This window comes from Klebsiella sp. K47, assembly GCF_051858335.1.
Lineage (GTDB): Bacteria > Pseudomonadota > Gammaproteobacteria > Enterobacterales > Enterobacteriaceae > Klebsiella > Klebsiella pneumoniae.
The window spans coordinates 1-12,412 of the sequence record NZ_JBPYUI010000044.1 but is presented as its reverse complement, the minus strand read 5'-3'; the positions used below and the strand labels follow the sequence as shown (position 1 = coordinate 12,412).

Below are 12,412 nucleotides of genomic sequence, written 5' to 3'. Positions count from 1 at the left end.
TGTGGGAAACAGGTCAACTTTGCAGACGACCGGGACTGTGGGAAACAGGTCAACTTTGCAGACGACCGGGACTGTGGGAAACAGGTCAACTCCGCAGACGGCCCGGACTGTGGGAAACAGGTCAACTACGCAGACAGCCGCGATTGCGGGAAACAGGTCAAGTTAGGCAAGCACTATGGGAAATACAGCAAGTTTAGTATCCCCCCATATGTCAGCAACAAACTAAGGGGGGAGGAAATAAAAATTACAGGCTATTGTTTTTTATCAAGAAAATTAAACAGCAAGCGACCATCTTCTTCAGTGGTATATGTTACCTTTAATGGCGTCTTCTCATTAATTTTCTTCAGAGCAGGTTCCAGGAAGGTACGCTTCATTTCAGCAATATTGTTTTTCTGCGAAGCAGGGAGCATAAACCTTTCACATAACCAGTCATGTGTGGTGATCCAGACACCAGTGCTCCGGAACTGACACAGGCTTTCATAAAGCCGGATGACACGAACACTATTAAGCTGGCCACAGTCATAGAGAGAATAGGTAGTGAACTGGGAGGTTAAGCCTACCAGGAATGGCATGACCTTGTAGTTAAATTCAATCTGCCAGGAACCCCGGCCTCGCTTCATTCCTGCTTCAGCCAGCCACGGACGTTTAACTTCTTCAAACTCACCTTCTTTTGGATAAAAGGTAACCGTTGATTCGCCCAGAGCATTTACCCCAGCCTTCACATCACGACTGGCGACAGACGTAGCGACATTGAAGTATTTGACGTAATCGGAAACGCTGATTTTGAAGAGCGGCAATACGTCAGAGTCATCTTCCTGGCTGTCATTAAAATAGGCCTGCATGAGGCATAACCACAGCACACGTTTTGCCTGAAGAGGCAGGTAATATGCAGCTTCGGTCAATTCGTTAGATTGCTTTATACTGGCGCGTTTTTTAAACGTTTTAGTAGCTGGCAAGAGTGCTTGAGTATCCATTTCAATGCCTATGGGTAAATTTTTACCCACCCATAATGACAGTGAAAACAGAAATTGCAAGCTATCGCGATACTTATCCACCGGAAAAATCTGCACTTTATCCACAAGTGGATAATTGAGAACTGAACTTGACCTCTTTCCCATAGCTTGTTGATGCGTATCCCATAGCTTGTTGACACAAAACCCACTGATACGTGATTAATTTCCCATATTATGTTTACCAGTTGCCCATACAGGCCCCCTCTCAGGCCGCACTGTACGCGGCTTTCAGGCTCCCTAAAAGATGTAAAATAAAGAAAAAGAATAAAAAAGTACTTTATAAAAATATGCGCGTGGATAAGTGGATAACCCCGAGGGGGAGGTGATTTTTCAGGCATTGAGCGTAAGCAGAATTTATAAGTTTTGTTCCCTGGTGCTTCCTCGCTCACTCGGGGCTTCGCCCTGTCGCTCGACTGCGGCGAGCACTGCTGGCTCGATCATATCCGTGGCCGGAAGATACTCCTCCTCCCCCGAGTCGCTCTCCAGAGCCCGCTACAGCGAGACAACCCGCACGAAGATTTCTATCGTCCCTGCAGACATATTCGAATCGTTTTTATTAACCCTGGCTCCCGTCGTGACAGAACACTACGTCCTGTAAAAGGGGGACTAAGGCCCCTGAATCACACACCTGAAATTAATAATGCGGAGTTTTACGATAATGTCATTGCTGGAAACTTTCCTGACCGCTTCTCCCGCTTCTCAGGGGGCAACAATCCTGTTCCTTGCCATGCTGATCTACTGGCAAAAGCGATAAATCCATGCGGGCTGGCCTTTGGCCAGCTTCGCTGTATAAGGGGAAAAATGCGGCATATCCAGGCATTTCACTAGGCAATTTGAATTCAGATATCTATGCTTGGGATCCGGACAACAGGAGGTAACAAGATGAAACTTCAAGATATACAGATAGATAATACCGTAAGGAGTTGCCTTAATTCTTTCACTGGTGGGGTGATTATTCGTGATACAAAGGTATTGATCACGCTCAATCTCCCGGATGGACAGAAAACCACTATTGAGGGGGAATGGCGGCATATGTCAGACGCCAACAGATTGTCAGAACGTATTACGATGCTTCAGCATGCGATCTATGAGCAGTATGAGGAATACAGAGCAGATATTCCCGTCAGCTGGTCCAGATAACGTCTGACAGACCTCACCGGCGAGCAGGACGTTCGCCAGCATCATTCTCCTAAGCACTTAAATATTCCCTTTCAGCATGGCTACCGCATCCGCTTCGGGCATCTGAAACTGCACCCGGTGCCGTGCCGCGACATCGAGCGCAAACACCTTCGTATAGACCTCCGTGGAACTGATCGATTTGTGGCCCATCAGGCTCTGCAAAACCTTCAGTGGTATGCCGGCGTACAGCATATGCATCGCGTAGGAGTGACGGAACGTATGGGGGGTAACCGGTACTGAGAACGTCACCCCGTCGGCCGCTGCGGCCTCCACCGCTTCGCTAAGCCAGGTGCGCACGGTACGGTCTGTGATCTCCCAGATACGTGCCTTCTCCATTCTGCCGGTGCGCTTGTTTCGTCTTTCCAGCGGAATTTTCAGGGTGGCCACCATCATCTGCAGCTGGCTGACATAGTGGTGATCGGAAAGGGGAACCAGACGATGGATCTGACTGCCTGCGGGGGCACGACCTGCCGTCCTGGTCGCTTTCTCGGTACGCTGCTTGAGCGTGGCCAGCTGCACGAACGGATACGGCGGCGCCAGCGAAAAATCCCCCCGGGTCAGCGCGAGCGCTTCATTAATGCGCGCGCCGGTGTTCCACAGCGTCGCCAGCAGCATCTTGCGGTGAAGATCCGGCACGTAATGGAGCAGGGCGCTGACTTCCGGCGCCAGCAGGTATTTCGGCAGTTCATCCTGCACGAGCGCCATCTGGCGCAGGGCGAGGGCGGCAGGGTAATCGATGGCCACCGGGAGCAATGTTCCGGGAGATGCCGGAGATCCAACTGGAACCAGGTTATTCATAATTTCTTTTAACTTTTTTCTTTGCCGAGAATTTTCTTCGTAATATTACCGGAGTCAGGATGACTAACCAGCCAGCGACGGCCAGCCAGAAAACAGACGAAGTCGCAAACAAAACTACCCCGTCAATGACGGTAGACACGATATTTTCGGGCACAGGTTTCACTCCTCTTCAGTGGGTGGCTATAGAACGGGAACATTCATGACACCAACATCCAGTAGATAAAGCACAGAAAACCCATCCCCCATCCCCAGAACAGGATCTGGCCGCGGTATTTATCCCGCAGGTTAAAAAAGGGATGTGCCTGCAGGTCAACGAGCTCCTCACTTTGCGAGGCAAGCTCCCTTTCCAGCTCCAGGATTCTTTTCTGCGACTGAGCACACAGGGTAGCCAGCCGGATGACCCCGGTTGCCCGTTGCGCCACCTCCAGGTCTGAATCCCCGCTCTGCGGCAGAGACAGTTTTTCTACCCGCAGTGGCAGGGCGTCACATTTCTCGTCCGGGAGCTGGCCCCCTTTCCTGTGCAACAGATGATAAAATGGACGATTCTTAAGTGAAGTAATTAACTGTTTTTGCGACCGTTTTTTGCCTTCGAGCTGCACGATTTTTTCCTGCAGCCCGCGATAACAGTCTTCCAGCCGGCGTACCGCGGATACCAGGGGCTCCACCCGGAGCGTTGAATACCTGCCCCGCGGCAACTGTAGTTCGTCTGCCCGCAGCGGCATTGAGCTGGTTTCCCCGGCCGGGAACCGGAAACCCATTGCGTGCCACAGTCTGTCCCTCCGGATCTTGTTTTCTTCGTTTTTTTCATCAACCTGGGAAATTTCAATCGGCAAAACCCTGGTTTCTGGCGGAAGGCCTCTGGCCCAGAGCACAAACTGCTGCGTGATCCAGCTACCCAGGCCGTGTCCCTGCAGGCGGCGTTCCAGTCTGAACTCATCTGTAAACAGATGCAGGGCCTTCTGTTGAGGCCAGTAGATTGCAGTGAAAGTCTGAGTCTTCGTCTGTTCGGTATCGGCCAGGTACAGTGTCATTATGCAGGAGACCCGGTACAATCCGTCGGGAAAATGGTCAGAAGTTGCCCCCCACGATTGCTCCCTGCTCAGAATGACGACCAGATTTTCCTCCTGGCGGGTACTGTTATTTGTAATGATCTTCGGCAATGTCACGAGCCACATTGTTTTGTCCATAACAGTCCGGGTCACGAAGTCGGTCATGTTTTTTCCCTGGAGGGTTATACCCCGGTGCTGTCAGCAGTTATCGGATAGGGGAGTGTCCCCTGACCCCACGAAAGCCTGCAGGGCATCCGCTCTGGAGGGCAGTTCAATACAGTCCCCGTGCAGTGGGTTAATTTCTTCGTCAATGGCTTCGTTGTAAAGCATGCGAAGCCGCCACCCCTTCATCGGGAGAGAGTTCTGTATGGCCAGCACCATCCCTTCCGGCGACAGCAGTTCACGAAGGGTGTAGCAGGCCCCGATCCGGGTCGAGTCCCGCAGCCACATCACGGGGTATTCACTGACCAGCTGGTCATACACGCATTCTGCCGTATGGAAGTAATTCTCATCCGCCCTGCATAAATCACACATAATCCTTCCTTAACTGAAAATTCCGCCTGTAAGCCTTGTGAAGCCATCATCAGAACAGTGAACAATACAGTTTAAAGACCTTATCGATGAGGCAGGCTTTCCACGGCGGACCGCTGTGTTCAGACTGCGACAGATGGTAGTCTCCGGTGAGCACCCAGAAATCAGGCTGGCCTGATTGTTCTGCCACCATTCTGCCGTTTCGTTTGAGAATTTTGGGAGATCGCCATTCCTGACGCCGCCGGGCTGTCTCGACGGGGCAGTCCTCATTAAGGCCAGAGTAAAGCCACAGCTCCTGGTGGCCATATACATCCTCAAGCTCCCGGACCACATCGTTAAATGATCTAAATGTTGGTTTACCCATACCTCGCCTAAAAGCTTCGTTTTGACATCCTCCCTGTCTTTCAGGGCGGGGAGGCTGTCAAATTCCCCAGAACATCAGGTTTATCGCATTTTTGATGTCATTTTCCCGGTGGCTGAGATCGGCCACTTCCTCCCCGGTGACGGAGGCCGTGACGCTGGCCATGTCCGTGGTCATCAGGCGGTAGCTGTCGTCCCCGATGTGCACCACCGGATAGAGTTCACGGGAGACCTTATCCGACAGCAGCCGGGCGCTGGCCAGCGGGATCACCATCCGTCGCCCGGGGGTATCGATGATGTCACTCTGCACATCCACGAACAGACGATAGCGGCTCTCTCTTTTATAGGCATAAACCTTAAACTGCATCTCACCAGTCCCTGTTTTCGTCGGCGAATGAACCGTTCATCTCAATAAAGCGGGCAACCTCGGCCATCCCTTCCTGATTTTCGGCCTGCCAGCGTTCGGCACGCAGACGACGGGCCTCATTCTGCATGGCCCTGTTCACCAGGCCGGAGATATTGACGTCCGCGGATTTCAGTAACTGATAACTGTCGCTGTCTATGGTGACGGTGATGCGCTGCTTCATGATGCACTCCGGAATACATACTAATGATATGTATAACAGTATAGCTTAATGATGCAGCTGACACACGCCAGACAGAAACATACTGTTATGTCGCCATTCATTTCACACCGTGAAATTCACATACACAATAATCACCAGAGAGATAACAAGCAGCCATACAGCCACGCCGTTAAATTACCGGACGGCCGTTCCGGTTGGATCCGACTTTTCGCACTTTATGAAGTTTCCGGAAGTGTACCACGGTCAGGGAATAAGCAAAGCGGCGTTTTCCGGTGGTGAGCAGGCGGTCGCGGGGCAGGGGAGGGACACAACATATAGCGTTACAACCAGCTGAGAACACCGCTAGATATTGTGTTTCCGGGCCGCTGCGCCCCGGCGGGGCTGAAGCAGATCCGGAACCGGAAGAAATCGGATCTGACAAACAAGGGTTGAATAAAAAACAACCAATCAGATGCGATTTTTTAAAAAGTATACTTTGCAGTATTTTGATAACTTTTACTTTGAAGTATCCTTTTTCCATAAACTGATACGGAATAGAAAAAGGTGAATGATATGATTATTGACAACAGGCAGGACAGTGAAGCCGATGATGGTACGGTTTCGTATACCATCAGAAATATTTCAGCTTCGCTGGATGCGAATATTACCAGTCAGGCGGCCAGCGCCGGTAAGCCCAAGGCAACCTGGCTGCGCGAAATGTTGGCAGATATTTTCAGCGATCACATTCAGAATTTTGTCCGTAAAAACGGTCTGGTGGCTTCCCTGGATGCAGAGCTTTTGGAGTACCTGCGAGCCAGTGCAGACCCTAACGGGTACTCAGGACTGCTGCCTGGCATCAACGAGGGTTACATCAGTTTTCTGAACCTGAAGAACGATGATGATCTCAAGCGCATCCTTTTTAATAATGCGCCTTATCTGCGGGATATGGCAAGAGTAGGAATGGCCGGGGTCGGTTACTTCAGGCGTGGGTTGTCGCTTGAACTGGCTCTGTTTGCAGAGCTGGCCGCTCAGGATGAGGCGGTTATCAGGATGGCCTGGGAAAAGGCTTTTTACTCACCTCAGCCTGATGCTGAAAATCAGTTCTATAAACACATCGACTCCGTCAGATTGCTCAAAAAACTGCCTCCACTCGTACCCGGTTTTGTGACTGAAGGTTCGTTCGTGACTTTATACAGTTACCGTCCGGTGAGTTACGGCGAATCAGGATGGCGGGTGCAGGCCATGCTGAAAGACGGCCATAACGGGAAACAGCCCGTTCCGGTCCCCAGGTTTCCCGGATGGGTCATCGTTGCAGATCCGGGGTACACCACGTCGCTCAGTTCGCCAGACGGTACTGGCCCGGCCTATTTCTTCCGCAATAACCGGTGTGAATTTCATGTCTATGCCTGGCATGCAGGGGAGTTTGTCACAGACGGAGCTGTTGAGAACAACCTGACACAACAGCTGCTGGCCTGCATTGAAAATCAGATGGTGTGATCTAGCCACTAGAGGCCGGCACCATAATCAGAGGAGCTGTAATATGAGTAACAGCAGAAACAGTCGATATGTCTGTGGCAACGTTTCCTTTTCCGCGATTGCAAAGATGGCTCACGGGCAGGTCGTCTGCCTGGCGCTGAACCCGGATGAAAACGATGCCCGGAGTGAAGTATCAAAATCCCTGAAAGCTGCCTTTTCCAGAGCCGGGCGCAGATGCCGCCTGACGTCGGGAACCGCAGCGGGAGAATTTACCCGTCGCCGGGCTGGAACGGCCACACACCTCTATGTCAGAGTTTACGAGACAGCACCGGCGGGGCAGGGAGCAAATAACTGAAAAACGCATTAGCTCAACACCCCCCGCTGCTGAGATACTAGAGTCTCAGGAATGATTGAGGAGAAAAGCACTTTTTGCTAAATTCAGCGAGTTGCAACAGTGGTATTATTGGATAATTGGAGAGATGTTATCGAAATTCATTGACAAATGGATCGATATCCTGATACTATAACATCAGGTAACCAGCCCTTCCTGTTATCCCAATCCCCTGAAACTTATTGCATCCACCCGTCAGGCCGCTGTGGCGTCCTGTCTCGGTTTCATGCTGTTTTTTTTCAGTGGTTCAGGCGGCAGATCTAACGACAGCATCAGTATGGAGGTCACGAATGAATACATCGTAGCAGGACAGGTAACATCACATTCTGTGCGGTATCGACGGCGTTCACATCATGTGAGGCGCGGGGTGCCTTTTGACAAAAAATGAGGTTCACAACATGAAGAACACTAATACATCTGTGTTATCAACAACTTGCCTTTGGAGGCTTAATGAAAAATACGTCCGACATCGTGGGAACATCCGTATTCCCGTTCCAGACTGAAATCGCTTTTATTATCGCGATTTTCACCACTACTCAACGCCTGGTCGTCAGTGCCAGGGACCACATCAGCCAGAAGCAATACTGGAGCGCCTGTCTCTGCGTCCTGCTTCTTGTGGCTTACGTGGGGCTTACGGCCGGAGTGGTGTGGGCTGTAATGCCCTGGCTTAAGACTTTTTTTCTGGTGAAACTTGCCATTTCACCATTCTGGGTCATGCCGTTAAGGGGTTTGCTACTCTGGGGTATCGGTAAGATGGTTGGGGCCATCTGCCGAAAGTTTACTCTAAGCAAGTAAGATCCCGAAAGCTACACGAACAGAGGATGAATGTCAACAGATATTCATCCTCATCTTCCGGCGGTGGTCACAGTGGCCACTGCCGCTTTCACGTGGGGGTTTCTCGGCAACACTCATCTGTGCCGTGATGGTCAGCCGGGTCTGCCACCGGCATTTCCCGACACAGCGCAGGTCGGAATTTGCCCTAAAACATAAACCTCGGGCCTGTCCGGTAACGGTCATCATCTGCCAGCATTCTCTCAACCAGAGAAAAATCGTTTTCACCACAGAACACATACTGTTCCGCATACTCCACCTGCAGTGCGTTGTAATGCGTCACATGATCCGCAGTAAGCGGCATGAGATGATAGTCCGTAAACCTGCTGAGATGTCTGAGCATTTCAAACGGGCGCATGTGACGCGGGATCAGGTGTGGCGCTCTGGCAAGGAGATGATGAAGATCCTGCTTATCACGAATCTTCTGTTCACGGATGGAAGGGCAATACATGGCCAGCATCAGCGTCGATGACAGGGGAAGGTAGATTTGTATTCCGAGCACGGCCAGACCAATATTGCCGTACGGACCGAAGTCGTTGCGGTTCTCCAGTACCACCGGATTGTCTGACACGTAGAAGGGATGTTCTGGCTTTGTTTCCAGCAGGTACCAGTCCTTATTCAGCAGGTGATCAATATGTGATATCTGCTGGACAAGCTGCCGAAGAAAAACATCTCTGTTATCTCCCCCGGGCGATAACCCCAGGGTTTCTCCTGCCTGCTCCTCAGTCGCGCCCATTGCCGCCATCTTACTAAAGAGCACTGAAATCATGCCTGAAATACGCTCCAGCTCACCGAAGGTTCGTGCACGCTGCACGGCAACAAACACGGCTAGCTTGTAGCGATCGTCTGCAGTTAGCTGGCGAATGTCCTTATGCCTCAGAAGGTCGGCAATGACCGGCGCTGCTTCATGTTCGTAAATTCCCAGCAGCGGCTCAAGACTGAGCCGCTGAGGGTGATCATCGAGATTGTAGAACGTATTCCGGACGGTGGCGTCATCCGGCGTGGTGGCATAAGCGCGCCCGGCGGCCTTATCAAAGGCGTATAAACGTAGGCGCTTACCCTTTCCCGGCGTACTGAAGTGCTTCAGTAAAAAACGAGGAACCGTATGCTGCCTGACCACGTCTGTCTGCAGATTTATTGGCTCGGCCATAACATTATCTCCCTGAAAAGCAACGCTGCCGCATCTGTATTGACGGCATGGGCCACTGGTTTGCAGTTAATCATTTGAAAAAAAGAACTGACCGATAATACCTGTGTTTCATGCCCTGTCTGTACCTATGAAATTTAAAATTCCGATTAATGGAGTTTTCGGATCTGCAGTGGAGAGAACGAGGATTATTGCCGGAAAGTCACAAAAAGCGGAACATTGTTGCGGTGAATAGATTATTGCCTGAGGGGCAAAATTCAAAACAGAGTTAGCCTGAAATGGCAAAAATTAGCGAAAGGAAATTTTTTTCAGTTATTTTTTCACTAACCGGCCTTAAAGGCCGCCCCGCGAACAGTAAATACCTGCACATCAACCAAGACATTAAGGAGAACATTATGTCTACATTTTTAGCTGCAGTATTTGCTGTAATCTTTACCCTAATCGGCATCGGCCACTTCATCTGGACAATCGTTGTGGCTTACCGTGATCTAACCTGGTTTTTGACCAATTTTGACGACCTTCCATATATCTGGAAGCGAAACGGGCGATACTATCGCTGTTTCATACTCCGTCGCATCTGGAAGCATATCTTCAGTCATTGATAACGTGATCGAACGGCATCCCCAGTCCGGCTAGCCAGCACAGACAGCACCAGGCGGTGTACACCATCCATGTCTGGCCGGATTTTCCACTTGCGGATGGTGCGTTCGTCCACATCCAGCCTGTGGGCCAGCTCGACGTCGGTCAGTGGAATCAGCCCCCGGACCACGGCGATGTCCCGGACCGAAGGCCTCTGCCAGCTCTCTGTGCTGGCCAGGGTGTACAGGTTAAACGCATTGGTTTTGACCAGCGAGTGGATCAGCGTCAGGTGTGCTTGATTGCTCATCGTGCCATACGCCTGTCAGGAGCCACTGAGGCCAGGAATTCGGTGCTGCAGGCGACGGGCTTCTTCCCGCTCCTTGTATTCGCGCCCTTTTTGCGTCATTTCTGCAGTGGGTTCAGGCAGTGTTTCAAAAAACTCCTTAAATCGTTTGGCGACAGACTGCAGGGAAACACTGTCAGTTCTGGCGGTATTGAGGTTGGTGTAGAGAAGGCGGGTAAGGGGTTTGGTCAGTTCCTTCTGTTCCAAGTAGCGTTTGAAGATCCAGAGATAAATATCGACCAGCTCCAGCCCTGCACTTTTCGTACCCGACTGGAAGACTAGCGGTTTTGCCGGCATGTTCTTCATGTCCATGACGGGTAAACCCGGGCCAAGTTCCCACGGCTGTTCGCGTATCTGGTAGTAAAACTCGTTCAGCTCCCGCTGAGTGGTATTGAACTGCGACTGCTGGTCAACAATGATATTGGCTTTCCGGTTCGGTGCCCCCAGACGGGCGCAGATCCCGTGCAGAACGGATTGGAATCCGATCATGTTGGGCATGATCTGCAGCTTTTCCTTGTTGGTTTTGCAGTTGTACCCCAGCTCATCGAAGTTGACCATCGCCCAGGACAGGGCATCTGTAATGAGTTCAACTGAACGGGCATCGCTCAGAATGTGAACGCGCTGAAGCAGCTCACCACACACCTCATTGAATAAGCAGGAAGAACGTTCATCATGTGCCTCAAGACGGGCACGCCATGCCTTTTCAGCCAGCTCTTCATCAAAAAGAATGGCCAGATTCAGCAACAACGGATAGCGCAGCGGGGTCCAGTAGGCAGTCCAGGGCACAACCGGATTCAGTCCCTGGTCAAATACCTGATCGAAGAATGAAATAATGGCGTGATCCCGTTTAACCACCTGCCAGATATCAAACCGTATCCGGTGTTTCTTCTGCAGAACAAGCAGGGTATCGACCACATCATCAAGGCGGTACATGCCCAGTTCAGCGGCATGAAGACGTTGTACACCCAGTTTTTTTCGCAAACTGGCCAGTTCAGTTTCTGCAACCTTGTCTAGGTCATCGGGTGAAGACAGGACGCCATAAGAAAGTACTGGCTGGGTGCGGTCAAAAAGATTCGGACCGGTATGACCGGTTTCATCCACATAAAAGTGCATTCAGAGATCCTTTACCTGTCAGGGGGAAGGGAAACGGTATAACCCGGGCCAGATCACAGCCCCATTTTTTCACGTATTATATCTGCTAGGGCGGCAGAAACTCGATTTTAGCAATCGACGACCTGGACACCGATTTTCCTTTACAGTCGATGCCGATAGTTGCATGGCAGTCCGGCGGAAGCGCCCGGACTGACGTATATGCATATGCCAGGGCCGTTTCAATCGCTCCTTTTTCATAAGAGATATCCGCCTCGAACCAGATAATGCAGGGATGCAGCACCTTAAGATAATAGGCCGTAAGATCGTGACCATACTGCTTCAGGTAGGCGTTACAGACATCCTCTACCAACTCAGGCAAGTGGAGATAATCGTGTAGTCCGTTTTCTCGGGCATGAAAATGCAATTCCCGAACCAGATGGCCATAAGGCCCCCAGTGCATGCTGTCGCCGGTTCTGAGCTGAAACAGCGCATCCGGAACATCTCCCGTTTCAACCCACTGCCGCAGGCGTTTACGGACTAACTCATCCGGGGCCAGGTCTACCAGCATCTTTGCCGCAAGCGATTTCGAATGATTCAGCGCAAGTAACCCCCTCGGGAAAGTATTCCCGGCAAAAGTCCGGGTGCCATGAAACCAGAAAGCCCGGGAGAAGGGACCTGGTTCGCCCAGTTCCGCGCTGACATAATCTTTCAGATACTGATTTGCATCCACCATAATGCTTTGATCTGTTTCGTAGATATGCTCCAGATCGAGCGACAGAAGCACCTTTTTAAGCTTTTCAGGGGGACATCCAAACCCGGCAGACAGTGTATTCAACGCCTGAGAGCGTGAGGAGCAATCGAGGATTAACATTGTGCAAATCCCTTACAAATCCACTGAGTTAACAGCAGGGGCTCGACGGCGGGCCATATTCCCGAGCAGCTGCGCTGCGTAATATTTCAGAAAGGGTAAAAGTTCCGGGGCGCTGAAAGTGGCGTAGGCATGGCACTGTTGCAAAGTTAGCGATGAGGCAGCCTTTTGTCTTATTCAAAGGCCTTA

Annotated in this window: 17 protein-coding genes and 2 pseudogenes; 5 read left to right on the top strand and 14 right to left on the bottom strand. The window is 51.2% G+C overall.

The window, feature by feature from the left end; all coding sequences use genetic code 11:
* Positions 1-251: 251 nt before the first annotated feature.
* Positions 252-1,118, bottom strand: a complete 867-nt coding sequence (locus RRF55_RS25855; protein WP_004118283.1) for a replication initiation protein — start codon at positions 1,116-1,118, stop codon at positions 252-254.
* Positions 1,119-1,653: 535 nt separating this feature from the next.
* Here RRF55_RS25855 and RRF55_RS25850 point away from each other — a divergent pair.
* On the top strand, positions 1,654-1,767 hold the full coding sequence (locus RRF55_RS25850; protein ID WP_014343462.1) for a hypothetical protein: 114 nt from the start codon (positions 1,654-1,656) through the stop codon (positions 1,765-1,767).
* A 128-nt stretch (positions 1,768-1,895) separates the two neighbouring features.
* Positions 1,896-2,153: a hypothetical protein gene (locus RRF55_RS25845; protein ID WP_023287112.1), complete on the top strand. Its 258-nt coding sequence runs from the start codon at positions 1,896-1,898 to the stop codon at positions 2,151-2,153.
* Positions 2,154-2,210: 57 nt separating this feature from the next.
* On the opposite strand, the gene RRF55_RS25840 is transcribed toward RRF55_RS25845, so the two are convergent.
* The 8 genes from RRF55_RS25840 to RRF55_RS25805 all read right to left on the bottom strand — a co-directional run bounded on the left by RRF55_RS25840 (position 2,211) and on the right by RRF55_RS25805 (position 6,037).
* The gene (locus RRF55_RS25840) at positions 2,211-2,990 is read right to left on the bottom strand and encodes a site-specific integrase (protein ID WP_023287113.1); all 780 of its coding nucleotides are present in this window, start codon (positions 2,988-2,990) and stop codon (positions 2,211-2,213) included.
* The gene (locus RRF55_RS25835; RefSeq protein WP_009483881.1) at positions 2,983-3,144 is read right to left on the bottom strand and encodes a hypothetical protein; all 162 of its coding nucleotides are present in this window, start codon (positions 3,142-3,144) and stop codon (positions 2,983-2,985) included. The genes RRF55_RS25840 and RRF55_RS25835 overlap by 8 nt, the downstream gene beginning before the upstream one ends.
* A 43-nt stretch (positions 3,145-3,187) precedes the next feature.
* Positions 3,188-4,204 (bottom strand): hypothetical protein, encoded by a 1,017-nt coding sequence (locus RRF55_RS25830; protein WP_009483880.1) that lies wholly within the window; start codon positions 4,202-4,204, stop codon positions 3,188-3,190.
* 33 nt (positions 4,205-4,237) lie between these two features.
* The gene (locus RRF55_RS25825) at positions 4,238-4,573 is read right to left on the bottom strand and encodes a hypothetical protein (RefSeq protein ID WP_009309920.1); all 336 of its coding nucleotides are present in this window, start codon (positions 4,571-4,573) and stop codon (positions 4,238-4,240) included.
* Between the two features lie 49 nt (positions 4,574-4,622).
* Positions 4,623-4,934: a hypothetical protein gene (locus RRF55_RS25820; protein WP_023287114.1), complete on the bottom strand. Its 312-nt coding sequence runs from the start codon at positions 4,932-4,934 to the stop codon at positions 4,623-4,625.
* Positions 4,935-4,991: 57 nt separating this feature from the next.
* Positions 4,992-5,297, bottom strand: a complete 306-nt coding sequence (gene ccdB, locus RRF55_RS25815; protein WP_004197633.1) for a type II toxin-antitoxin system toxin CcdB — start codon at positions 5,295-5,297, stop codon at positions 4,992-4,994.
* Between the two features lies 1 nt (position 5,298).
* On the bottom strand, positions 5,299-5,517 hold the full coding sequence (ccdA, locus tag RRF55_RS25810; RefSeq protein ID WP_006788213.1) for a type II toxin-antitoxin system antitoxin CcdA: 219 nt from the start codon (positions 5,515-5,517) through the stop codon (positions 5,299-5,301).
* Between the two features lie 169 nt (positions 5,518-5,686).
* Complete coding sequence (locus tag RRF55_RS25805) at positions 5,687-6,037, bottom strand: hypothetical protein (protein WP_223430981.1); 351 nt, start codon at positions 6,035-6,037, stop codon at positions 5,687-5,689.
* Between the two features lie 32 nt (positions 6,038-6,069).
* On the opposite strand from RRF55_RS25805, the gene RRF55_RS25800 reads away from it, so the two are divergent.
* From RRF55_RS25800 to RRF55_RS25790, 3 genes are all read left to right on the top strand, one after another.
* Entirely contained in the window at positions 6,070-6,993 is a 924-nt protein-coding gene (locus RRF55_RS25800; protein WP_009483877.1) for a hypothetical protein, read from the top strand.
* A 43-nt stretch (positions 6,994-7,036) separates the two neighbouring features.
* Positions 7,037-7,327 (top strand): hypothetical protein, encoded by a 291-nt coding sequence (locus tag RRF55_RS25795; RefSeq protein ID WP_023287115.1) that lies wholly within the window; start codon positions 7,037-7,039, stop codon positions 7,325-7,327.
* A 486-nt stretch (positions 7,328-7,813) separates the two neighbouring features.
* Positions 7,814-8,158: a hypothetical protein gene (locus tag RRF55_RS25790; RefSeq protein WP_009483875.1), complete on the top strand. Its 345-nt coding sequence runs from the start codon at positions 7,814-7,816 to the stop codon at positions 8,156-8,158.
* Between the two features lie 184 nt (positions 8,159-8,342).
* Here RRF55_RS25790 and RRF55_RS25785 read toward each other — a convergent pair whose 3' ends face one another.
* The 5 genes and pseudogenes from RRF55_RS25785 to RRF55_RS25765 all read right to left on the bottom strand — a co-directional run.
* Positions 8,343-9,344, bottom strand: coding sequence for a DUF4238 domain-containing protein (locus tag RRF55_RS25785; RefSeq protein ID WP_009483873.1), 1,002 nt, complete (start codon positions 9,342-9,344; stop codon positions 8,343-8,345).
* Positions 9,345-9,932: 588 nt separating this feature from the next.
* Positions 9,933-10,227 (bottom strand): annotated as a pseudogene (locus RRF55_RS25780) (korC).
* A gap of 15 nt (positions 10,228-10,242) precedes the next feature.
* Positions 10,243-11,376: a DUF3800 domain-containing protein gene (locus RRF55_RS25775; protein WP_009483870.1), complete on the bottom strand. Its 1,134-nt coding sequence runs from the start codon at positions 11,374-11,376 to the stop codon at positions 10,243-10,245.
* 85 nt (positions 11,377-11,461) lie between these two features.
* Positions 11,462-12,226, bottom strand: coding sequence for a hypothetical protein (locus RRF55_RS25770; protein WP_009483869.1), 765 nt, complete (start codon positions 12,224-12,226; stop codon positions 11,462-11,464).
* Positions 12,227-12,238: 12 nt separating this feature from the next.
* Positions 12,239-12,358: pseudogene (locus RRF55_RS25765) on the bottom strand (HEPN family nuclease); the annotation flags it as partial.
* Positions 12,359-12,412 lie beyond the last annotated feature (54 nt).

What these genes read in the sequence shown, in the direction of transcription:
- RRF55_RS25855 (WP_004118283.1), bottom strand. Translation starts at nt 1,118, where the DNA reads ATGGGAAAGAGGTCAAGTTCAGTTCTCAATTATCCACTTGTGGATAAA.
- RRF55_RS25850 (WP_014343462.1), top strand. Translation starts at nt 1,654, where the DNA reads ATGCGGAGTTTTACGATAATGTCATTGCTGGAAACTTTCCTGACCGCT.
- RRF55_RS25845 (WP_023287112.1), top strand. Translation starts at nt 1,896, where the DNA reads ATGAAACTTCAAGATATACAGATAGATAATACCGTAAGGAGTTGCCTT.
- RRF55_RS25840 (WP_023287113.1), bottom strand. Translation starts at nt 2,990, where the DNA reads ATGAATAACCTGGTTCCAGTTGGATCTCCGGCATCTCCCGGAACATTG.
- RRF55_RS25830 (WP_009483880.1), bottom strand. Translation starts at nt 4,204, where the DNA reads ATGACCGACTTCGTGACCCGGACTGTTATGGACAAAACAATGTGGCTC.
- RRF55_RS25825 (WP_009309920.1), bottom strand. Translation starts at nt 4,573, where the DNA reads ATGTGTGATTTATGCAGGGCGGATGAGAATTACTTCCATACGGCAGAA.
- RRF55_RS25820 (WP_023287114.1), bottom strand. Translation starts at nt 4,934, where the DNA reads ATGGGTAAACCAACATTTAGATCATTTAACGATGTGGTCCGGGAGCTT.
- ccdB (WP_004197633.1), bottom strand. Translation starts at nt 5,297, where the DNA reads ATGCAGTTTAAGGTTTATGCCTATAAAAGAGAGAGCCGCTATCGTCTG.
- ccdA (WP_006788213.1), bottom strand. Translation starts at nt 5,517, where the DNA reads ATGAAGCAGCGCATCACCGTCACCATAGACAGCGACAGTTATCAGTTA.
- RRF55_RS25805 (WP_223430981.1), bottom strand. Translation starts at nt 6,037, where the DNA reads ATGGAAAAAGGATACTTCAAAGTAAAAGTTATCAAAATACTGCAAAGT.
- RRF55_RS25800 (WP_009483877.1), top strand. Translation starts at nt 6,070, where the DNA reads ATGATTATTGACAACAGGCAGGACAGTGAAGCCGATGATGGTACGGTT.
- RRF55_RS25795 (WP_023287115.1), top strand. Translation starts at nt 7,037, where the DNA reads ATGAGTAACAGCAGAAACAGTCGATATGTCTGTGGCAACGTTTCCTTT.
- RRF55_RS25790 (WP_009483875.1), top strand. Translation starts at nt 7,814, where the DNA reads ATGAAAAATACGTCCGACATCGTGGGAACATCCGTATTCCCGTTCCAG.
- RRF55_RS25785 (WP_009483873.1), bottom strand. Translation starts at nt 9,344, where the DNA reads ATGGCCGAGCCAATAAATCTGCAGACAGACGTGGTCAGGCAGCATACG.
- RRF55_RS25775 (WP_009483870.1), bottom strand. Translation starts at nt 11,376, where the DNA reads ATGCACTTTTATGTGGATGAAACCGGTCATACCGGTCCGAATCTTTTT.
- RRF55_RS25770 (WP_009483869.1), bottom strand. Translation starts at nt 12,226, where the DNA reads ATGTTAATCCTCGATTGCTCCTCACGCTCTCAGGCGTTGAATACACTG.